The organism is Nostocoides sp. (assembly GCF_037045025.1).
Classification (GTDB): domain Bacteria; phylum Actinomycetota; class Actinomycetes; order Actinomycetales; family Dermatophilaceae; genus Nostocoides_A.
In genome coordinates this window covers 224,656-245,690 of record NZ_JBAOHM010000016.1, presented here as the reverse complement: position 1 = coordinate 245,690, position 21,035 = coordinate 224,656, and the positions used below count along the sequence as shown (strand labels likewise).

Annotated in this window: 15 protein-coding genes; 11 read left to right on the top strand and 4 right to left on the bottom strand. The window is 68.3% G+C overall.

The annotated features are described in order from the left end of the window. Window positions 1-53 precede the first annotated feature (53 nt). Window positions 54-3,692: a TM0106 family RecB-like putative nuclease gene (locus tag V9G19_RS23680; protein WP_462287847.1), complete on the bottom strand. Its 3,639-nt coding sequence runs from the start codon at window positions 3,690-3,692 to the stop codon at window positions 54-56. A 74-nt stretch (window positions 3,693-3,766) separates the two neighbouring features. Then, window positions 3,767-5,329, bottom strand: a complete 1,563-nt coding sequence (locus V9G19_RS23675; protein ID WP_462287846.1) for a dolichyl-phosphate-mannose--protein mannosyltransferase — start codon at window positions 5,327-5,329, stop codon at window positions 3,767-3,769. 140 nt (window positions 5,330-5,469) lie between these two features. On the opposite strand from V9G19_RS23675, the gene V9G19_RS23670 reads away from it, so the two are divergent. Genes V9G19_RS23670 through rsmI form a run of 3 tightly spaced genes read left to right on the top strand, consistent with a single transcriptional unit; the run spans window position 5,470 to window position 8,490 of the window. Then, the gene (locus tag V9G19_RS23670; protein WP_462287845.1) at window positions 5,470-6,168 is read left to right on the top strand and encodes an ABC transporter ATP-binding protein; all 699 of its coding nucleotides are present in this window, start codon (window positions 5,470-5,472) and stop codon (window positions 6,166-6,168) included. Then, the gene (locus tag V9G19_RS23665) at window positions 6,161-7,603 is read left to right on the top strand and encodes a hypothetical protein (RefSeq protein ID WP_462287844.1); all 1,443 of its coding nucleotides are present in this window, start codon (window positions 6,161-6,163) and stop codon (window positions 7,601-7,603) included. Before V9G19_RS23670 ends, V9G19_RS23665 begins: the two co-directional genes overlap by 8 nt. A 47-nt stretch (window positions 7,604-7,650) precedes the next feature. Then, a complete protein-coding gene (gene rsmI / locus V9G19_RS23660; protein ID WP_462287843.1) occupies window positions 7,651-8,490 on the top strand; it encodes a 16S rRNA (cytidine(1402)-2'-O)-methyltransferase in 840 nt (279 codons plus the stop codon). Between the two features lie 62 nt (window positions 8,491-8,552). On the opposite strand, the gene V9G19_RS23655 is transcribed toward rsmI, so the two are convergent. Both V9G19_RS23655 and V9G19_RS23650 read right to left on the bottom strand, forming a co-directional pair. Beyond that, window positions 8,553-9,236 carry a methyltransferase gene (locus V9G19_RS23655; RefSeq protein WP_462287842.1) on the bottom strand — a complete coding sequence of 228 codons (684 nt, stop codon included), beginning with the start codon at window positions 9,234-9,236 and terminating at the stop codon, window positions 8,553-8,555. A gap of 10 nt (window positions 9,237-9,246) precedes the next feature. Beyond that, on the bottom strand, window positions 9,247-10,362 hold the full coding sequence (locus tag V9G19_RS23650; RefSeq protein WP_462287841.1) for an ROK family transcriptional regulator: 1,116 nt from the start codon (window positions 10,360-10,362) through the stop codon (window positions 9,247-9,249). Between the two features lie 224 nt (window positions 10,363-10,586). Here V9G19_RS23650 and V9G19_RS23645 point away from each other — a divergent pair, with 224 nt between their 5' ends. The 8 genes from V9G19_RS23645 (at window position 10,587) to V9G19_RS23610 (ending at window position 20,985) form a co-directional block, all read left to right on the top strand. Then, window positions 10,587-11,699 carry a LacI family DNA-binding transcriptional regulator gene (locus V9G19_RS23645; protein ID WP_462287840.1) on the top strand — a complete coding sequence of 371 codons (1,113 nt, stop codon included), beginning with the start codon at window positions 10,587-10,589 and terminating at the stop codon, window positions 11,697-11,699. Then, on the top strand, window positions 11,699-13,006 hold the full coding sequence (locus tag V9G19_RS23640; RefSeq protein ID WP_462287839.1) for an ABC transporter substrate-binding protein: 1,308 nt from the start codon (window positions 11,699-11,701) through the stop codon (window positions 13,004-13,006). The genes V9G19_RS23645 and V9G19_RS23640 overlap by 1 nt, the downstream gene beginning before the upstream one ends. A gap of 72 nt (window positions 13,007-13,078) precedes the next feature. Then, window positions 13,079-14,089 carry a carbohydrate ABC transporter permease gene (locus tag V9G19_RS23635; RefSeq protein WP_462287838.1) on the top strand — a complete coding sequence of 337 codons (1,011 nt, stop codon included), beginning with the start codon at window positions 13,079-13,081 and terminating at the stop codon, window positions 14,087-14,089. Beyond that, window positions 14,086-14,919 carry a carbohydrate ABC transporter permease gene (locus tag V9G19_RS23630; RefSeq protein ID WP_462287837.1) on the top strand — a complete coding sequence of 278 codons (834 nt, stop codon included), beginning with the start codon at window positions 14,086-14,088 and terminating at the stop codon, window positions 14,917-14,919. Before V9G19_RS23635 ends, V9G19_RS23630 begins: the two co-directional genes overlap by 4 nt. 4 nt (window positions 14,920-14,923) lie before the next feature. Next, window positions 14,924-15,811 (top strand): helix-turn-helix domain-containing protein, encoded by an 888-nt coding sequence (locus V9G19_RS23625; RefSeq protein WP_462287836.1) that lies wholly within the window; start codon window positions 14,924-14,926, stop codon window positions 15,809-15,811. 16 nt (window positions 15,812-15,827) lie between these two features. Further along, window positions 15,828-18,215, top strand: a complete 2,388-nt coding sequence (locus V9G19_RS23620; protein WP_462287835.1) for a glycyl radical protein — start codon at window positions 15,828-15,830, stop codon at window positions 18,213-18,215. Next, a complete protein-coding gene (locus V9G19_RS23615) occupies window positions 18,212-19,174 on the top strand; it encodes a glycyl-radical enzyme activating protein (protein ID WP_462287834.1) in 963 nt (320 codons plus the stop codon). The genes V9G19_RS23620 and V9G19_RS23615 overlap by 4 nt, the downstream gene beginning before the upstream one ends. Next, window positions 19,171-20,985, top strand: coding sequence for a hypothetical protein (locus V9G19_RS23610; RefSeq protein ID WP_462287833.1), 1,815 nt, complete (start codon window positions 19,171-19,173; stop codon window positions 20,983-20,985). The genes V9G19_RS23615 and V9G19_RS23610 overlap by 4 nt, the downstream gene beginning before the upstream one ends. Window positions 20,986-21,035 lie beyond the last annotated feature (50 nt).

Sequence of the window (21,035 nt, the reverse complement as noted above, 5' to 3'; positions counted from 1 at the left end):
CGTGACGGCCATGGGCGCGCCGGCCAGCCCCTCGAGGCGGGAGCGGGGCGGCGTTAAAACAGGGTCGGCTGCTCCATCCGTGAGCCGCGGCTCGCCGGTGGGGTGGTCCGGGCAGGCTCGGTCAGCTGAAGGAAGGCGCCCAGCAGGCTCAGCTCCCGCGGCGTCGCCGGGGAGAAGTCGGCCAATTGCGGGGAGCACACGATGGTCGCGGCCCACTTGCCGCGCGAGAGCGCGACGTTGAGACGGTTGCGGTCGAGCAGGAAGCCGACGCCGCGGGCCACGTCGGCACGAGCCGATGCGGCCATCGAGACGAAGACGACGGCGCCTTCTTGGCCCTGGAATTTGTCCACGGTCCCGACGGGGACCTGTCCGAGGCCCCGGTCCTGGAGGACTTCCCGCAGCCGGTGGACCTGGGCGTTATAGGGGGTGACCACGAGGACGTCGGTCTGCTCGAGGGGGCGGGGCTCGCCCGCGGCAGGGTCGTGCCAGGTCCGCCCGAGCAGGGCGGCGATCTCGTCGGCGATCGCCTCGGCTTCCTCGGGGGAGGAGGTGGTGTTGTCGCGGTGGGTGACGGGGAGCACGTGCAATCCCGGCTCGACGCCGTCGAGGGCGCGCCGGGCCTCGGCGGAGGAGCGGGCCGTGAGGGATCCGGCATACGAGAGTTGAGAGATCGCCTCGGCGAGGCGGGGATGCAGCCGATGGGTCGTCGCGAGGAAGTAGCCGCGCTCGGGGGGCAGCGTCGGCTGGTCCTCGATGAGCCAGCCGAGGGCGGAGGTGTGGATCGGCTCGGGGTGGGTCCCTTGGCTGACTTCCGGGAGCTGTTGGGGATCGCCGAGGAGCAGCAATCGGCGGGCGGCGACCGAGGCGGCGAGGGTGTTGGCGAGCGAGAACTGACCGGCTTCGTCGACGACGAGCAGGTCGAGCTGGCCGCGGGCGACCCGGCCCGGATGGACGAAGTCATAGACCGTGCCGCCCAAGAGATAGCCGGTGGCGGCGTGGTCGCTGGCAAAGAGCGCCAACTGGCGCTCGGGCAGGTCGGTCCACATCGGCTGCTCGCGGTGCTGGGACTGCTTGCCGACCAAACTGGGGTCCAGGCCGGCCCGGACGACGGCGTCGAGCACATTCTCGACCGCAGCGTGGGACTGGGCGACGACGCCGACCCGCCAGCCGTGCCGGGCGACCAGCTCGGCGATGACGTGGGCGGCCACATGGGTCTTTCCCGTGCCCGGCGGACCCTGGACGGCGAGATAGGAATCGCCTAAATCGAGGACCGCGTCCCGCACGGCGGTGACGTATTGCTCCGGGCTGCCGTCCAGGCGCGGCAGTGCGTCGCGAGAACGCAGACGGGGAGGGACGCGTCGCAGCAGGTCGATCCCCGCTCCCGCGGGAAGTTGTGGCCAGGTGCCGGCAACAGCGGCACCGATCTCGGTCAACGCCGTGTCGATCTGGATCGTGCCCGGACCCGGTGCCGGCGTGAAGGCGATCGGCGTGGCGTCAAAACTGGTCAGTCGTTGCGGCAGGGACTCCTCGGCGGTCAGGCGAACTCGGTCGCCGGGCTCGTCGGTGACGCTGGTGATCGTCACCGTGGTGGCGGCGACCCGAACCGCGGGTGAGGTGGGCTCCATCTCGATCGGGGCGGGAGCGTCATAGACGACCTGCAGGCGATCGCCCGCCTTGAGCGGCCGGCTGCCCTGCCCCAGCGTGCCCACCACGTCGAGCAGGCGACGCTGAGAGCGCTGCCGACCCTCCTTGAACCACTCGCGGGTGACCTGCACCGACTCCAGGTGGACGACATCGCTGTGGTCGGCCCACTCGTCCACGGGCGTGCGCAGCCGGTCGAAGTGGCGCCACCAATATGGTTTGGCTTCGCGGCGGTTGTATTGCATGGCCGCCGCTACCAGCGCCACCGCCTGCTCGTCGGCGGTGCGGTGTAGCGGCGGGATGTCGGCGACGAGCGCACGCAGCCGGTCTTGCAGGTCCTCGGCCAGCGCCCACGGGCTCGTCTTTGCCGGTGACTGGCTCTCGGTCCCCGAGGGCACGAGCGTGGATCCCGCGCGGCCCAGATCCACGCCGGTCACCACGCCGGTCACCGGGGCGCCGCTAGTGGCGGCATCGCCCGCGACTGCACCGGCGCCGCCGGGGGTTTCGCCGGCCACCTGGGTCAGCAGCCAATCGCGCAACCGCAGGGTGGACAGGCAGTCGTACTCGTTGTATGAGCGGATGGACTCCAACAGCCGGGCGGCCTCGTCCTGACGGCCCTCGATCTGGGCCTGGGTGAACTCGTGATAGACGACGATCGACTCTCCGGCCGTCGCCACCCCGCCGCGCAGGTCATCGCCCATATAGAGCGGCTCGAGCTTCTTGATCGAGTAGGAGTCCTGGGAGACGCGCACGCTGGCCCGGACCACGGCATACAGGTCCACGAGAACGCCGGCCCGGAGAAGATCGTCGATCGCCGCCTCGCAGACGCCGTATCGCGCCGCGAGCGAAAGCAGCCGCGAGCGCTCGTAGTCGGCGTAGTGATAGATGTGCATGCCGAGATGGAGCTGGCGGCGTCGCTCGACATAGTCGACGAAGTCGATCAAGGCCTGCTTCTCGCCGGCGCGGTCATGCGCCCAAAAGGCGCGATATCGCGCCGGGACACCCGCGCACGGGGTCTCCAGGACGCCGAAGAGATATTCGAGGCCGCGGCGGGGGGAACCGGGCTCGCTCCACAGCGGGTCGCCTTCGAAGTCGAAGAACAGGTCGCCCGCGTCAGGCGGTGGGAGCGCAAGAATAGCGGTGGGGTGGAAGACCTCGGCGCTGACCCGGCCGTGGTCGCGTTGGTCGCGTTGCAGCCGCGCCTGGGAGCGCAGCTTGTCCAGCTGTGCCGCGGGCAGGTCGGCGACCGGCTCGACGCGGTCGGCGAGCCCGTCGAGGGTGGTGACGCCGGCGGCCCGCAACCGTTTGCGCTGAGTCGTATAGACGCCGGCCACGAGGGCGACATCCCTGGTCGCCGCCAGTTGCTCGGCGCAGGCGGGGCAGCGCCCGCAGGCGTGCACTCGCGGGTCACCCCATTGCGCGGGGTCGCCCTCGTCCTGGTGGGCGTCGAGCAGATCGAGCAGGCGCCGCAACCGGCTGCGCACGACCGGGGTGATCTCGTCGAGCGGGAACTCTTGGCGGTCGCCGTCGCCGAGCACGAGGGCCGCCGTGGTCGCGCTCGGGACGCCGAGGTCGACCAGCAGATCGGCGTATGCCGCCAGCTGCAGCAGCGCCGCCACCGTCGCCTCGCGGGCGAGCTTGGTGTCCCAGACCTGCCAACGGCCGTGGTCGTCGCGGACCACGAAGTCGGCGAAACCGAGGAAGCGCTCACCGGCGAAACACCCCTGATAAACGACCTGGCTGTCCGGGTCTCGCAGGGCCGCGGCGGTGGCGGCGGCAGCCGCGGCATAGGCCTCGGTCGTATGCCGCGGTCGCGAGATGGTGACGATGCGGCCGCGATGCTCGCGATGCAAGGCCCGGAGCACCGCCTGCTCGTGGGCCAGGCCGAGCGCTGCGAGCCGGGCGCGCATCGGGTCGGCCGGTGGCCGCTGTCCGGGCGCACGACCGAGGACTGCGTCGAACTCCCGCAGCAGCGCCCACTCGCACTCGGCCGCCGCGCGCAGGTCCGCCGGGCTGGCGGTGGCGCGTGCGGCGCCGGGAAGCAGGAACATGATTCGACCCTACGAGACGCCACCGACAACGACCGTGACCGCCGCGCGCAGGGGCGACTATCGGTTGTCTGGCGCTAAATCCAGCTCGGGAACCACATCCGGGCCCGCCACATGTCATAGGGGATGACCTGGGCGGTATAGATCGGCCAATAGAAGGCAAACAGGGCCAGGGTCAGCAGGCAGTAGCCGCCGACGACTGCGAGCCCGACGCGGCGTCGTCGAGGGCTGTCGGTGGCCTTGCCCAGAATGAGCGCCAGGACATAGACCGCGGAGAGGACGACCCATGGCTGGAAGGCGATGGCATAGAACTGGAAGATCGTGCGGTGCTGCAGGTCGAACCACGGCAGCCAGCCGCAGGCGAACCCGCACAGGATCGCGCCGGCCCGCCAGTCCCGGCGCACCACCCAGTAAAACGCCAAGAAGAGGATGCCCGCGGTCGCGAGCCACCACACCGAGATCGTGCCCACCGACGAGATCGCCTTGGAGCATTCGGCGACCGTGCACCCGTCCTGGCCCTTCTTCGGCCCCTCATAGAAGAAGCTCGTCGGGCGGGCCTGCACCATCCAGGCCCAGGGATTGGACATGTAGTCGTGCGGGGAGGTCAGCCCCTGGTGGAAGGTGTAGGCCTCGCTGTGATAGCTCCACAGCGAACGCAGCGGCCCGGGGATCCAGTTGTGGCTGCTCGGATGGGAGTCGGCCCAGTGCCGCTTGTAGCCGTGCTCGCTGAGGAACCAGCCGGTCCACGACGCCAGATAGGTGGCCAGCGCGGTGCCGACCATGACCAGCGCGGCGATCGGTGCCTGGATGAGGAAGGTCGAGGCAACCCACCGCCGCACACCGGCCGCCCGATAGGCACCCATGTCCCAGAGAACGGTCATCAACCCGAAACCGATCAGGAAGAACGCCCCCGACCATTTCGTGCCTGCCGCCAGGCCGAGGCACACCCCGGCCACCCAGCGCCACGGGCGGAAGCCGAGCACCGGCCCCCACGTCGCATAGGTGTGCACCGAGATACGGCCTGCGTGCTCGGCCAGCCGGGCTCGCATCTGGTCCCGGTCGATCAGCAGGGCCCCGAAGGCGCTCAGGACGAAGAACATCAGGATCAGGTCGAGCAGGCCGGTGCGCGACTGCACGAAGTGGTGCCCCTCGAAGGCCGTCAAGAAGGCGGCGATCGTCCCGAGCAGGCTGGAGCGGAACAGGCGGCGGGCAATTCGGCCGACCATGGGGATGGACAGCGTGCCGAGGACGCACACGGAAAAGCGCCAGCCCCAGCTCGAGGTCCCCCCAAAGATCCACTCCCCGAAGGCGATCACCCATTTGCCAACGGGTGGGTGGACGACCATGTCGCCGTTGTCGGTGATGAAGACGTCGAGGTTGCCGTGGGTGAACAGCGGATCGACGACCTTGCCCTCACCCTTCCATCGCATCTCGACGCCGTATTCCAGCATCGAGACGCCCTGTTTGACGTAATACGTCTCGTCGAACACAAGCTGGTGGGGCCGATCGAGTCGCCAAAAGCGGATCAGCCCGCCCAGGACGGCGAAGAGCAGTGGCCCAACCCAGCCGGCGAGCGTGTCACTCGGCCGGAACCCGAGCATCCGGGCGCGAAGCTGATCGGTCCGGGTCACGCGCGCCATCGTATGTGGCCGACCTGGCCGGCTCGATCACCGCCTCGTCGAGTTCTCGGACCGCAACCGACTGTGGTCGTGGAGGCAGCGTCGAGGGTTTAGACCGACGTCGCTTCCGCTGACCCGCGGCCGAATCTACGATCACAGGCATGCCTGCGACCCGACCGACACCGACTGCCCGCGGCCCGGTGGTGAGCGCCGAGGCCGTCACCAAGGTGATCGGCGAGGTCACGTTGCTGCCGCCGACGAGCCTGCGGGCCGAGTCGGGTCAGGTGCTTGTGGTTCAGGGTCGCAACGGGATCGGAAAGACGACCCTGCTGCGAATCCTCGCGGGGGTCTTGGAGCCCACGTCCGGGTCGGCGCTGATTGACGGTCAAGCCGCCGACGAGCGCGATCGGCGCCAGCGGGGCCGGGTGGCGGCGCTGATCGGTGCGCCGGCGGCATACCGGGATTTGACGCTCGCGGATCATCTGACGCTCGTCGATGCGACCTGGGGCCGGGAGGCGGCCAGCTGTGAGGAGCGGGTCGACGCGGCGCTCGCGCAGGTCGGGATCGGGGAGCTGGGTGGACGGTTTCCGCACGAGCTGTCCTCGGGGCAGACCCAGCTGTTCCGCTTGGCATTGGCGCTCTTTAGGCCGAGCGATCTGCTGATCCTCGATGAGCCCGAGCAGCGTCTCGACACCGACAAACGCGAGTTGATTGAGCGACTGCTCGCGGCGCGCCGTGACGACGGCACGACACTTGTCGTCGCCTGCCACGACCCGGATCTCACCGCGGCGATTGCCGATCAGGTGCTCGATCTGGGGTGGGAGCCGGCCGCGGAGTCCTCGCGGGGTCCGGATGAGTGAGCGACCCGTCGCCGGCGCGGGTGCCCATGCCTTCGGTGATGAGCTCGGGGGTGAGATGGGTTCGGACTCCGAGCGGCTCGATGACGCGCTCTATGTCGTGCACGGCTCCCGTGGCTCGGGCGGCCTGGGCCGACTGTTGTATGCCGTCTATCTCGTCGCGATCTTTGCCGGGATCTATGGCTTTACGCTCTGGCGCGGCGTGCTCGTCTCCAGCGATCCGGAGTTCATCGACACCATGGTGCGCTCCGGCTGGGGCCTCGGAGCGATCGCGGTCGTGGTCGCCGGGCTGGTCGGTTTGGCGTGGCGCCTGGGGAGCGTGCGCGGACCCGTGGTGCCGCCGCTGCCGTTCATCGACCAGGTCGTCGCCGGCCCGCTCGACCGGGCGATCGTGCTGCGGGAACGGCTGGCCCTGACGTTGCTTGGTGGGGGCAGTATCGGGCTGCTGTTGGGCGCGATCTTCGCCGGCGGAGTCGTCGGCTCGGGTGTCGGCGGGGTTGGCACGGTCGCCGCCGGGGCGGCGGCCGGGCTGGCAACCGGCCTGGCGAGCGCGCTGGCGTGGTTCGCGGGGCAGGCCGGGACCCGCCCGAGGGCGCTGGTCGACGTGCGCCACGGGCTGGCCACCGGGTTGCGTGGACTGCGCCTGGAGGAGCTGCGCCGGCACGCCATCCGCAGCACTCATGCCGGTGGCGCGGTGCTCGCCGGGGACTTGCGGGCGGTGCGGCTCGATGTCGCGGCGCCGGTCACGCGGGCGCGCGGGCGACGGCTGCGCGCGGCCGGGCGTTACCCCACGATCATGCGCCGCGACCTGCTCGGCCTGCGCCGCACGCCGTTCCAGGTCGTCACCGGGGCCTGCCTGACCATCGGCGGATCGGCGCTCGCCGCGGTCTCGCTCACGCAGGCCGGGGCGCCGGTCATCGTGGCTGGTCTTGCCGCCGTCGCGCTGTACTTCGGCTTCGGCGCACTTGCCGAAGGAGTCCGGCTGGTCGCCGACAACGCCGGGACGACGCCGCTGATCGGCCTCGGCTTCCGGGCCGAAGCAGCGGCGCACCTCGTCGTGCCCGTGACTGCTTTCCTCGCCCTGGCCACGCCGATCACGGCCTTGCTCGGGAGTCGGCTCGGTGGTCAGCCGTGGGTCGTCGCGGGCGCCGTCGTCGTCCTCGCCGGTTTACTCTGCGCTGCGACCCTCCTGGCTGCCTTCCGTGGGGCGCCGCCCGAGGCCTCCTTCGTACCCGAGTTCGGGCCGATCGCGATGACCTATTGGTATGCCCGTCCGCTCACCCTCGCGGCGGTGAGCGGCGGGCTGCTGATCAACCGCGTGGCACACGCCGGCCCCAACGTCGGTGCCGTGCTGGTCGGCGGGGCGGGCTCGGCGCTCGTGCTCATTGGCGTCGGCTTCTATCTGGCGCGCAAGCTGGAGCTTGGTCACCGCATCTGAGTGGGCCGTCGCCGCTCAGCCGCGCAGATGTCCGGCAGGATGCGGCCATGACACTCGTGCTGGCCGCCACGCCGATCGGCGACGCGAGGGACGCGTCGGCGCGGCTGATCGACGCGTTGGCGACGGCCGATGTGGTCGCCGCCGAGGACACCCGCCGTACCCGCCGGCTGTGCGCGGCGCTCAAGGTGACCCCCCGGCGACTGGTCAGCTACCACGAGCACAACGAGGCCGCCGTGACGGCCGACGTGGTCTCTCGCCTCGCCTCGGGCCAGCGCGTGTTGCTGGTCACCGACGCCGGTATGCCGTCGGTCTCCGATCCGGGCTATCGACTCGTCACCGCCGCCGTTGCCGCCGGTCACCCGGTGACCTGTCTGCCGGGCCCGAGTGCGGTCCTGGTCGCGCTCGCGCTGTCGGGATTGCCCATCGACCGGTTCGCCTTCGACGGTTTCCCGCCTCGCAAGGCGGGGGAGCGCGCCCGGTGGCTGGCCGCGCTAGCCGGGGAGCGCCGCACGATGGTCTTCTTCGAGGCGCCCCACCGCCTGGCCGCCACCCTCGAAGCGATGGCCGCGACCTTCGGACCCGACCGTCCCGCTGCCGTATGCCGCGAGCTGACCAAGACCTACGAGGAAGTCCGCCGTGGCCGGCTGGACGAGTTGGCTGAGTGGGCGGCCGAGGGTGTCCTGGGCGAGATCACACTTGTCGTCGCCGGGGCTCCGCCCGCCTCGGCGACGGACCTCCCGGACGCCGTGGAGCGGGTGCGCGCGCTCGTGGCGAGCGGCATACGACTCAAGGACGCCTGTGCCCAGGTGGCCGGCGAGAGCGGCCTGCCCAAGAAGGCCCTGTATGACGCCGCCGTCGCCCCCGCGCTCAGCGACCGAATGCGCTGAGGTCTGTACTTTTTGCCGAGGTCTGCTTCGCGGTAATACGACCTCGGCGAAAAGCGCAGACCTCAGCGAACTTGGTAGATCGCGTAGTCGAAGGAGCGGCCGTCCCGGCTGATCGGGATTAACCGCTCCTCGACCGTCCACCCGTTGCGGCCTGCGGAAAGGCGCGTGAGCCGCTCCAGCAGCGCCGGCTCGGGCTGCGCCGCCCAGATCGACAGGACTCCGCCGGAGGTGAGCAGCGAGATTGCCTGCGCCAGTGCGGAATCGGCATACAGCGAGCCGTTCTCCTGGTGCACGAGGAAGGATGGGCCGTTGTCGACGTCGAGGAGGATCGCGTCGAACGACTCCGCGGCCGCGAGGGAGTGCGCGATGTCCTGCTCGCGCAGTTCCACCCGCGGGGAGGCGGCGAGCGCACCAAGTTGCGGGGTCAATCCCGCGCGGGCCCAGGCGATCAGCGGCCCCTCGAGCTCGGCGATCACGACCTGCTCGACCCGCGCGTCCTCGAGCAAGGCAGCCGCCGTGTAGCCCAGACCGAGGCCACCGACGAGCACTCGTGCCGGATTGTGGGCGCCGGCGAGAGCCGATTCGGCGAGCGCGACTTCGGACGAGACGTCGACGCTGTCCATGGCGAAGACCCCGGCGATGATCAACTCGTGCACCACGTGACCCGACCGGCGCCGCTCGCGGAGCGCGAGATCCCCACGGGGAGTTGTCGCCCGCGCCAACGTCACCCACGTCTCCTCGCTCATCGCGGGGGACTCACGCCACCGCTCGATGGAGCGCCGCGCGGACCGCGTCGGCCGCTGCGATCCGTGCACCCGCCAGCGCAGCCCCGTCGCTGTGCTCCGCCGCGGAGACCGGAACGGCATACGGAACCATCTGCTCGGTCGCCGCGGCGAGCCGAGGGATCAGCCCGGGGGCCCCGGCCCACGGGCCCCCGACGACGATCCGGTCGGGGGAGAGCATGCACGCGGAGGACCCCAAACTGCCCGCGAGCGCCGTCACCAGCGCCTCGGTGCGCGGATCTCCGGCAGCGAAGGCGGCACGGACGGCGTCCGCGTCGATGACGGTGCTGCTCCCAACGGTGAATTCAAGTTCGCGGAAGCAGTGGAGCAATGACATGCCGCGACCACCCGGACCGCGCGTTAGGGTGTAGGCGATTTCTCCGGCCAGGCCTTGCCCGCCGACGACGACCCGTCCCTCGTCGACGATCGCCGAGCCGAGGCCGGAGCCGAGATAGAGATAGAGGAAGGAGTTGAGCCGCTCGCCGGCGCCGTCAGTCAGCTCGGCCAGGGCGGCCCAGTTGACGTCGTTCCCGATAAGGGCGTCACCTCCTACGCTGCGCCGCAGATCGGCCGGCGCGGTCAGGAAGGGCGAACTCTCCATGGCGAGCGTGCGCCCCTCGCGATCGACCGGGTCGGCGACCGAGACCACACGAGCGACTACCGGTCCGGGTGCTGCGGCCTCGCATTCGGCCAGGAGGGAGCGCAAAATCGCGGAGAGCTGTCGGGGTGTGGCCGTCAGACCGATGGGTCGTGTGGCTCGGGTGCGCACCTCACCACGGACGTCGACGACCTCGGCCACTACCTCGAGTGGCCCGGCATAGACCGCAAGGCCCACCCCGATGTCGTCGCTCAACCGATAACGTCGGCTCGCCCGGCCACGGCCGCCGGTAGTGATGCCGGCCTCGTCGATCAGTCCTCTCTCGGTGAGGCGGCGAATGCTCTCGGACACAGTTGGTTTGGAGATCCCCACGAGGCTGGCGATCTCAGGTCGGGTCAAGCTGGCCGACGTGATGAGCGCGTCCGTGACGCGCCGGTCGGTGGTCCGGCGAACCAGGTCCACGGATGGCGGTGCGGGGCGATTCGCAGTCACGGCAAGCCCTCCGATGACGATTTTGTTAAGAACCCTTGCAAACTAGCAGAAGCCGTGGCAAGATCAGCCCTTAGTTAAGAACCTTTCCCAAATTGAGCGAAGGAGCTCGGCATGATGCTGGCGCCCCGGCCCCACGGTGGCCGTTGTGTGCCTGCCATGCGCCTGCGCTGCGATCATCAGGTGCTGGATCGATCCAGCACGCGTGCGGGTTGCACATGCTCCACGTGACGATCAATGACGTCGCGGCGGCCGCCGGCGTCTCCCGGTCGACCGTCTCGCTCGTGCTCAACAAGAGGGGCCGGGTGAGTGACCACACGCGGCGACGCGTGCGCGCCGCGATGGTCGACTTGGACTATGTCTACGACCGCCGCGCCGCTAACCTCCGGCACCAGGCCGCGCACACAATCGGTATGGTGGCCACCGATATTCGCAACTCCTACTTCGCCGAGTTCTCAATGGCGGTCGAGACCGTGCTCGACGAGCATGGCCTCACGCTCTTCCAGGGATACTCCCGCGACGACGTGACGCGCCAGCAAACGCTGTTGCAGCAGATGCTCGAGCATCGCGTGGCCGGCCTGCTCATTCTGCCCGCCGCCGGGACGACCGATGACGATTTGGAGGCGGTCCGCGGCAGCGTGCAGGTCCCGCACGTCCTCATCAGCCGCTCGGTGGCAGGACACGCCTGCGACAGTGTGACGATCGACAACCGGCGGGCGGGCGCGATGGCGACGCACCATCTTCTCGATCACGGGTGCTCGACGATCGCCTTCCTCGGTGGGGTGCGTGGCTCGAGCTCCCGGGAGGATCGGGAGAGAGGATACCGAGAGGCTTTGCGCGCCAATAAGATCCAGGTGCGCAAGGAGCTGATCATTCCCGCTGCCAACACCAGCGACGGTGGCCGCGACGCCACCGCCACACTGCTAGAACGCATCTCGACCTCCGATTGCGACCAGGTCGACGGGATCGTCTGCTATTCCGACTTCCTCGCGCGCGGCGTCATGAGTGCCCTCGCCGAGGCGGGACTGCGCGTTGGACGCGACATCCGGCTGATCAGCCACGACGACTCGAGCGACGCGCTGACCGTGTACCCGCAGCTGAGCAGTGTCTCCACGCACGCGAGTGAGACGGGCCGGGCAGCCGCCACGCTGTTGGTGCAGCGCGTTGCCGAGCCCGCCCGCCCGATTCAGCGCATTGAACTCGCCCCCGTTCTCGTCGTGCGGGCCTCGTCGGCCCCCGACACCCACAAGACCCGGATGCCTCCGCATCCACTGGTAGATCGGTCTACCACCGGCGACTCCGCCGAGTCATACAGGGAAACGAAGGAAGGACAACCCTGATGAAGCACCGCAACACGCTCACGGCCGTTGCCGCCGTGACGGTGGCCTCTCTCGCCCTCGCGGGCTGTGGCGGAGGCAGCGACAACCCGTCGTCCAGCACCGGCGGCTCGTCTGGTGGTGGCGCTGCCGCCACGAAAGACCTGGAGATCTTCTCCTGGTGGACCTCCGGCTCCGAGGACGCTGCGCTGAAGTCGCTGATCTCGGCATACAGCAAGAAGTATCCCGACGTAAAGGTCACCAATGGCGCCGTTGCCGGCGGTGGCGGCGGCAACGCCCAGCAGATCCTGCAGACGCGCATTCAGGGTGGCAACCCGCCGGACACATTCCAGACTCACCCCAACGAGTCGCTCAAGGTCTACCTCGACGCCGACGCGCTGGAGGACATCACCTCGGTCTACGACGCGACGGGGCTGAAGGACAAGATGCCGGCCGACATGCTCAAGGCTCACGAGAACAACGGCGACGGCAAGTACTACGGCCTGAGCGTTGGCGCCCACCGCGGCAACGTGCTCTGGTATTCCAAGCCGATGCTGGAAAAGGCCCAGGTCACCGAGCCCGCCGACGGTTACACCCCGGAGACCTTCCTCGCCGACCTGCAGAAGGTCAAGGATTCCGGCGGCGTTCCCCTGTGCCTCGGTGCCAAGGACACCTTCGCCGTCGCCCAGCTGTTCGAGAACACCCTGCTCGGCACGGTCGGCAAGGACAAGTGGAACCAGCTGACCACCGGCGGGCTGCAGTGGAGCGACCCGGACGTCGCCAAGGCGGCCGACACGTTCACCAAGATCATGGCGTTCGCCGACCCCGACGCCTCCGCCATGACCTGGGACCAGGCGATCAAGAAGCTCGGCGAGGGCCAGTGCGCCTTCAACAGCATGGGTGACTGGGCCTACGGCGAGCTCGTCAAGGCCGGCAAGGCCGAGGGCACCGATTTCGGGTATGCCGCACACCCCGGCACCGACGGCACCTTCGTTCTCGTCGTGGACACCTTCGCGGTCGCCAAGGGCGCCAAGAACCTGGAGAACGCCAAGAACTGGATGGCTGTGCTCGCCGACCCGGCCGCGCAGCTGGAGTTCAACAAGCTCAAGGGCAGCACGCCGATCCGCAACGACGTCGATGTCTCCTCGCTGCCGAAGTACCAGCAGACTGCCGCTGAGTCCTACCGGTCGGACGGCCTCGTCTGGTCGATCGCGCACGGCCAGGCCACGCCGCCGGCCTTCCAGCAGGGCTTCTTCGACGCCGTGACCCAGTTCGTGTCCAACAAGGACACGGCTGCGTTCAGCCAGGCTCTCGTCTCGGCTGCCGGCTGATCTCAATCCCGTATGGTGCCCCTCGCCACCCGGCGAGGGGCACCATGAGGGCCGTCCAACAAGGAGGACCGCGTGAGTTCGCCCGCCGCCCAGGCGAAAACTACTCCCAAGCCCGAGGGCCGGCTGCGTAGCTGGACGCGCAAGCACGGCTTCCAGGTCAGTGTGCTGGTGCCCGTCCTGTCCCTCGGCTTCATCTTCGTCTATGGGTTCATCGCCTACAGCGGCCGGGTTTCGATCTCGCGCTGGCAAGGCATCCTGCCCAACCTCAAGGTTGCCGACCCGTGGTATTCGGTGTACGACAAGCTGATTCACACCGCACGGTTCCAGGCCGACCTGCGCAACATCTTCATCTTCACGGCATTGCTGCTGCTCTTTGCGATCCTGCTCGGCCTGGCGTTGGCGTTGCTCATCCACAACGCGCTGGTCGCCAGCGGCTTCTTCCGGACGGTCTTCCTGCTGCCGTATGCGTTGTCGTTCATCGTCACCGGGGTGGTGTGGCGTTGGATCTTCACGCCTTCGACCGGGGCCAACGCGATCCTTAAACACGTCGGGATCGATCCCGGACCGAAGTGGATCACCGACCCCACGGTCGCCGGAGACGTCAGCGCGGCGCTGGAAAAGGTCATCCCCGGAGCCGACTTCATCCAGATCAAGATGGGCATTCCGCTCGCGATCATCCCCGTCGTCATCGCGGCGAGCTGGCAGCTCGGCGGCTTCGCCATGGCCAACTTCCTCGCCGCCTTGGGCACGATCCCGCCGGAACTGCACGAGGCCGCCAGCCTCGACGGTGCCTCGACGATGCAGTACTACCGCAAGGTCGTGTTGCCGCTGTTGCGTCCGGCCGTCATGGTTGTCGTCGTCCTCCTCGGGCACATCGCGTTGAAGAGCTTCGACCTTGTCTATGCGATGGTCGGCCAGGGGCCTGGGTTCGCCACCGATGTCCCCGGCTTGTTCGTGTTCGACACGATGTTCCGCGCGGGCAAGTACAACACCGGTGCCGCGGCATCGATCGTCATGTTCGTCCTCGTGGCGATCGTCGTGCTGCCCTACCTCCACCGCAACTTCGTCAAGGAGGAGAAGTGAACGTATCGCGCCGCTGGTACAAGGGTAGCGGTCTGGTTCAAACGATCGTCCTGGCGCTCCTCGCGGTTGTCTTCCTCATCCCGATCTACATCATGGTCTCGGCGGCGCTGAAGCCGAGCAGCCAGGCGGATGCGGCATACATGTGGCAGCTGCCGAAGAAGCTCGACTTCACCGGGCCCAAAGAGGCATGGAAGGCGGTCGGGCCGAACTTCGTCAACTCCTTGAAGCTGACCATCCCGGCGACGCTGATCTCCTCATTCATCGGCGCCATGGCCGGATATTGCTTCTCCAAGTTGCGTTTCCGGGGTGACACGTGGGTGTTTGCGGCCCTCATGCTCGGCATGTTCATCCCGTATCAGGTCATTCTCGTTCCGCTCGTGCGCTTCCTGCAGTGGACGCACCTGTTCGGCAGCGTGACCGGCCTGACCGTCGTGCACTGCATCTACGGGTTCCCGATCGTCACGCTGATCTTCCGCAACTACTTCGCGGGAATCCCCGACGAGATCCGTGAGGCCGGGCAGGTCGACGGCGCCAGCGAGATGGCGATGTTCTTCCGGCTCTTTGTCCCGCTGTCACTGCCGGGCTTTGTCGTCGCCTGGATCTTCCAGTTCACCAACATCTGGAACGACTTCCTCTTCGGGATCACCGTCGTGCCCAATCCGGCGGCCCAACCGGTGACGGTGGCGTTGAACAACCTCTCCGGGAACTTCTCGGTGTCGTGGAATGCGGTCATGTCCGGTGCGGTCATCGCCGCGCTGCCGACGATCCTGCTGTATCTCGTCCTCGGCCGGTTCTTCGTCAAGGGCCTGGTCGCTGGCTCGGTCAAGTGACCTTGTGACCGCGTCGCCGGCGCAGTCGGTCTCCGAGTTCCTCGGGGCACTCGACTTCGCCGGCGCACGGCTCGAGTTCTGCGAACGCTTCGACGAGCGCTCCGAGGTCTGGAATCTCACCAAGCACCGTCACCCGTTCTTCGAGCTGATCTACTTCGTCGAGGGCCGCGCCAATATCTCCGCCGGCCCCGACGCGCTCGGCATCGGCGACTTCGACGTCGTCGTCTATCCCCCCGGCTTGGCCCACCTGGAGAACCTCGAGATCGACCGCCGCCAGGACATCATCTGTTTGTGGGTCGATGCGGGCCCGGCTCCGGTGTTCGAGCACCCGATCGCGATCGCCGACCGGCACGGCTCGCTGCGGCACGTCTTCGAGCTGCTGTACGCCGAATACGCCGCCGACCGGCCCCGACGCCGGCCCGTCATCGACCACTGCCTGCGGCTGATTCTCCTGCTGCTGCAACAAGGTTGCGAGCAGCCCGCCGCCGATACCGATCCGGCATTCGAGCGCACCCTGGCCTACGTCCACGAGTACTACGCCGAGGCTTTCACCGTCGAGGAGCTGGCGGCCGAGCACGCGGTCAGCACCTCCTACCTCTACCGCTGTTATCGCAAGCGGCTCGGTATGGCGCCGATGCACTACCGCAATCAGGTCCGGATCGAGAAAGCGAAGTTGATGCTCCTCGACCCAACCCTGCCGATCGATACCGTCGCCGGGCGCGTCGGGTTCACCGACGCCAAGTATTTCGCCCGGGTCTTCAAACAGCTCGCCGGCGCCGCGCCGAGCGCCTACCGCCGCGATCGTCTCGCCTCGATCGAGGCTGCCACTCCCGTCCACCTTTCTGGCACTCCCGTCGGTGGTGCCACGATCCCCGCGGGCCTACCGTCATAGCTAGGAGGCCACACCCATGACCACGACCACACCCCAGCCCAGCCGTGCCATGCCGTCTGAACTTGGCGGCCCGAGCCCGAGAATCGCGCGGCTGCGCGACCGGATGCTCGCCGAGCCGCGCTATCTCTCGGTCGAGCAGGCACTGCTGATCACCGACGTCTATCGAGCGAACGAGGGCGCATCGGTGCCACGCAAGCGCGTCGAGTCGCTGGCCGCCGCCATGCGGCAGATCTCAATCCACATCGATCCGGAAGAGCTGATCGTCGGCAACCGCACGGCGGGCGTGCGTGCGGGCGTCGTCTTCCCCGAGGCGGGAATCTCGTGGATTGACAAGGAGATCGAGTCGCTGCCGACCCGGGCGCAGGACCGTTTCGAGGTCCGCGCCGACGACATCCGCGCCTTCCGCGCCGAGGTGCTGCCCTACTGGACCGGCCGCAGCCTCGAGGACACCCTGCGCGCCGAGCAAGCTCCGCTATTGGACGCCATCGCCCGCGTGGTCAAGATCAACCAGAAGGACCATGCTCAGGGTCACATTTGCCCCGACGTCGCGACCTGGATCGCCATCGGCCCGGCCGGCCTGGCCGCCCGGGCGCGCGAGCAACTCGCCACCGCGAGTGAGGAGACCCGCGAGTTCTACGAGTGCGTCGTCCTCGTCCTGGAGGCATCCCAGGACTACATCGGCCGGTATGCCGCGCTCGCCCGCGACCTGGCCACCACCACGCCCGAGCACCGCGAGAGCCTCGAAGCCGTTGCGGCCGTATGCGAGCAGCTGCGCGACGGCGGCGCCCGCACCTTCCACGAGGCGGTCCAGGCGCTGTGGTTCCTCTTCGCGCTGCTGCACCTGGAGTCCAACGCCTCCAGCTTCTCCCCGGGCCGTGCCGACCAATACCTCTATCCCTACTTCACCGCCGACGTCGAGGCCGGCCGGCTCGACGAGGCCGGGGCGCTCGAACTGATCGAGGCGATGTGGTTGAAGTTCAACCAGATCGTCTATCTCCGCAACGCCCACAGCGCCGCCTTCTTCGCCGGCTTCCCGATCGGCTTCAATGTCGCCATCGGCGGCCGCGACGGCGCCGGTCACGATCAGGCCAACACCCTGTCCTATCTCTTCCTCAAGGCGCAGGACCATATCTGCCTGCCGCAGCCCAACCTCTCGGCCCGGCTGCACGAGAACAGCCCCGAGGACTTCCTCCTCGAATGCACCCGGGTCATCGGCCTCGGCAGCGGTATGCCGCAGGTCTTCAACGACGAGAGCATCATCCCCGCCCTCGAGGCGCAAGGGATTTCGGCACAAGACGCGACCGACTACGCGATCGTCGGTTGCGTCGAGCTGACCACTCCGGGCAACAACCTCGGCTGGTCCGATGCGGCGATGTTCAACTTGCCGAAGTGCCTCGAGCTGGCGATGAACGACGGCCGCGACCTGATCACCGGCGCCCAGCTCGGGCCGCATACCGGTCATTTGGTCGACCTCGCGTCGTATGCCGATCTCGAGGCTGCCTTCCGCGCCCAGATCGATTTCTTCTTCGACAAGATGCTGCAGGCGTGCGAGGCGGTCGAGGAGATGCACCAGCGGCTGTTGCCGACCGCGCTGCTGTCCGCCGTCATCGACGACTGCATCGCGCGCGGCGAGGACGTCACCCGCGGCGGCGCACGCTACAACCTGTCCGGCATACAGATCATCCAGGTCGCCAATGTCGCCGATTCCCTTGCGGCGCTGAAGAAACTCGTCTACGAGGACGGGCTCGTCACGCGCGAGCGGGTCCAGGCAGCGCTGGAGAGCGACTTCGCCGACGACGAGGTCCTGCGCCAGCTGCTGCTCAACAAGGCGCCGAAATACGGCAACGATGTCGAGTGGGTCGATCGGATCGGCAACGACTGGGTCGCCTACTTCGCCGGAAAGCTCAAGGGGCACACCAACTATCGCGGCGGGCCCTATCACACGGGTCTCTACACCGTCTCGGCGCACGTGCCGATGGGCACCAATGTCGGCGCTACTCCCGACGGCCGCAAGTCGGGCGCCCCACTCGCCGATGGTGGCCTGTCCGCGGTGTACGGCCGCGACCGGCTCGGCCCGACGGCCCTGCTGACCTCGGTGTCGCGGGTCAACTCGGCATACGGAAGCAATGGGACGTTGCTCAACATGAAGTTCCTGCCGCGCCTGTTCCAGACCGAACACGGCGTGCAGGCGTTCGCGGCGATGCTGCGCGGGTTCGTCAAGCTGAAGATCAACCATGTCCAGTTCAACGTCGTCACGCGCGACGATCTCGAAGCGGCGCAACGCAATCCGGACCAGTACCGCAACCTGACGATCCGCGTCGCGGGCTACACGGCCTACTTCACCGAGCTGTCGAAGGATCTGCAGGACGAGATCATCGCGCGGACGAGCTACGACGAGTCATGACGGACGGCCGGATCTTCGACGTCCAACGGTTCTCGACGAACGACGGACCGGGGATCCGGACCACGCTCTTCCTCAAGGGCTGCCCGCTGGAGTGCCGGTGGTGCCAGAACCCGGAGGGGATCGAGAAGTCGATCCGCCTCTGGCACTTCACGAATCTGTGTGATTCGACGGGCGCGTGCGTGACGGCGTGCCCGGAGAATGCACTGACGCTGGAGCCGGGCAATCGCGTGCGGATCGACCACGACGCGTGCACCTCGTGCGGGGCGTGCGTCGACGCGTGCCCGCGCAATGCGCTGGCCCTCGACGGGCGGCGGGCAAGCGTCGAGGAGATCCTCGCCGAGTTGCGGCACGACCGCGTCTTCCACGAGGTCTCGGGCGGCGGGGTGACCTTTTCCGGTGGGGAACCGCTCTACCAGGCCCATTACGTCCTGGAGGTGGCCGCGGAGCTCAAGGCGCTCGGCATACACACCGCCGTGGAGACGACCCTGCTCGTGCCGTGGGACTCGGTCGAGGCGCTGCTGGAGGTCATCGACCTGTTCATCGTCGACGTCAAGGTCGTCGACGAGGCCGAGCATGTGCGCGCCACGCACGTCCGCAATGCCCCGATCATCGCCAACCTGCGCCGGCTCGCGGAGCGGTTGCGCGGGCAGGACCGGTTGCTGGTCCGCACCCCGCTGATCCCGGGCTACACGGCGACCCCGGACAACCTGCGGGCGGTCGGGGCCTTGATCGCCTCGATCGATCCGGCGATCCCGGTCGAGCTGATGAACTTCAATCCGCTGGCCGCGGCGAAATACCGACGAATGGATATCCCCCACGAGTTCGCCGACCGCACAACGGGTTTCAGTGCCGAGGAGTTGGCACGATTCGTCGGCTATGTCGCCGAGGCCGGGGTGGTCGTGCGTACCGACGCTCTCCGCGAGCCGGCGGGAGCAGCGAAGGAGGACGATGAGCGATGAGTGTCACGGGTGAGTTCCTCGCAGCGGCGCGGGCGGGTTCACCGGTATGGATGTGCACGGTGCGTGCCGCGTATGGCGCCCTTCCGCCCACCGAGTCCTGGGTGCTGCAGGCACGGGTGCTGCCGACCGCGGGGGAGGCGGCGGCATACGACCTGCGGTTGCCGCTCGCCCGGGGCCTGGCCGATGACGAACCGGAGTTCGCCACCGAGTACGTCCTTGGATCGCTCTTCAACATCCTCTCGACGATCGGTGGGCGCCGGATCGACTTCGTCGCCGACGGAGATGTCGAGTTCGCGCAGGAGCTGACTGCGGCGTTCGATACGAAGTTCGGAATCGCGCTGGCGCGCAAGGACCGTCACGGATATGCGAGGTGCATCAACGTCATCGAGCGGATGCTGGACGCCCAGACCGGGAGCCCGGGGGAACGGTTCGCCTGGACGCTGACGGCCGGGCCGGTGGCGGCGGCGAGGCCGGCGGCGCCGGTGATTGAGGGGTCGGGGATCGCGGAGGCATGCGCCGCGGCGCTGCGCGAGCTGGACCAGCGCTGCATCCTCGGGATCGACGTCGGTGGGACCAATGTCCGGGCGGTGCTCTCCCGGAACGGGATCACCACGGCATACAAGGAGTTCGATTGGTTCCCCGCGGCATACACCCGCATGCACCAGTTGACGACCGCGTTGATCGCGATCGTGCGGCTGCTGCGGCTGGCGGCGATCCGGCAGAGCGTGCGCGGGCAGGAAGGGCTGCTGGGGGAGCGCCTCGACGGGGCGCTGACGACGGCGAGTATGCCGCTCGAAGCCATCCTGGATCTTGTCGAGGAGGGCGAAGGCGCCACGGCGGGAGTGGATTTCGCGTTCGATGCGATCGGGATGTGCTTCCCCGATGTCGTCGTGGACGACCAGATCGTCGGCGGCGAGGTCTACAAGACGCGCGGCATCCGCGGTAATCCCGAGGTGGACTATGAGGCGGAGTTCGCCCACCTGACGGCGCTCAAGGACGACCTGGCGGCCTATGTCACGCACGACGGCGCGGTGGGGATCGTCAACGACGGTCCGATGGCGGCGTTCACGGCGGCGGTGGAGCTGTCCCTGCATGCGCCGGAGGACATCGCCGACGGGGTGTTCGCCCACACGCTCGGCACCGAACTGGGGACGGGCTGGGTGACGAAGGCAGGGAAGATCCCGGACCTGCCGCTGGAGGTCTACAACTGCGTCATCGACCTCGGCAGCCATCCGGAGCGCGGCTTCCACCGCGACGACGTGCGCTCGGTGCTCAACTTCAACTCCCGGATCCCGGGGACGCTGCAGAAGTACACGAGCCAGCAGGGCGCCTTCCGTCTCGCGGCGAAATACTTCCCGACCGAGCGGCCGGAGTTGTTCGCGCAACTGCGCGCCGACGGGCTGTTCGCGTGCGGCGCCGACGACTGGACCATCCCGCCCCAGCAGCGGAAACCCCTGCTGGAGAAACTGATGCACCTGGCCGCTGGCGGACATGACGCCGTGGCGGAGCGGATCTTCGAGGACCAGGGTGAGTTCCTCGCCGCCGCCTGGCACGAGACCGACTGGATCCTCCACCCGGCCACGACGCGCCGGGTCGTCTTCGGCAAGTCCGATTGCTTCCCGCAACTCGTCGCCGGCGCCGCGCGCCTCGCGCCGGAGCTCGAACTCGTGGTGGCCAACAGCGACCTCGCCTACAGCCCGCTGATGTGTCAGCTGCGCGACGATCCCCGCTACCGCGTCTCCACCTTCGCCCAGGCCATCGGCGCCATCCACTACGCCAACCTCTGTCTCGAACGCCGCTCAGGCACCTGATCGAGGCGCGCGCCTCGGTTCGCGTTCTGCGTGGACGGCACCGAGCTCTG

What these genes read in the sequence shown, in the direction of transcription:
- V9G19_RS23620 (WP_462287835.1), top strand. Translation starts at nt 15,828, where the DNA reads ATGACCACGACCACACCCCAGCCCAGCCGTGCCATGCCGTCTGAACTT.
- rsmI (WP_462287843.1), top strand. Translation starts at nt 7,651, where the DNA reads ATGACACTCGTGCTGGCCGCCACGCCGATCGGCGACGCGAGGGACGCG.
- V9G19_RS23610 (WP_462287833.1), top strand. Translation starts at nt 19,171, where the DNA reads ATGAGTGTCACGGGTGAGTTCCTCGCAGCGGCGCGGGCGGGTTCACCG.
- V9G19_RS23675 (WP_462287846.1), bottom strand. Translation starts at nt 5,329, where the DNA reads ATGGCGCGCGTGACCCGGACCGATCAGCTTCGCGCCCGGATGCTCGGG.
- V9G19_RS23680 (WP_462287847.1), bottom strand. Translation starts at nt 3,692, where the DNA reads ATGTTCCTGCTTCCCGGCGCCGCACGCGCCACCGCCAGCCCGGCGGAC.
- V9G19_RS23670 (WP_462287845.1), top strand. Translation starts at nt 5,470, where the DNA reads ATGCCTGCGACCCGACCGACACCGACTGCCCGCGGCCCGGTGGTGAGC.
- V9G19_RS23655 (WP_462287842.1), bottom strand. Translation starts at nt 9,236, where the DNA reads ATGAGCGAGGAGACGTGGGTGACGTTGGCGCGGGCGACAACTCCCCGT.
- V9G19_RS23665 (WP_462287844.1), top strand. Translation starts at nt 6,161, where the DNA reads ATGAGTGAGCGACCCGTCGCCGGCGCGGGTGCCCATGCCTTCGGTGAT.
- V9G19_RS23640 (WP_462287839.1), top strand. Translation starts at nt 11,699, where the DNA reads ATGAAGCACCGCAACACGCTCACGGCCGTTGCCGCCGTGACGGTGGCC.
- V9G19_RS23615 (WP_462287834.1), top strand. Translation starts at nt 18,212, where the DNA reads ATGACGGACGGCCGGATCTTCGACGTCCAACGGTTCTCGACGAACGAC.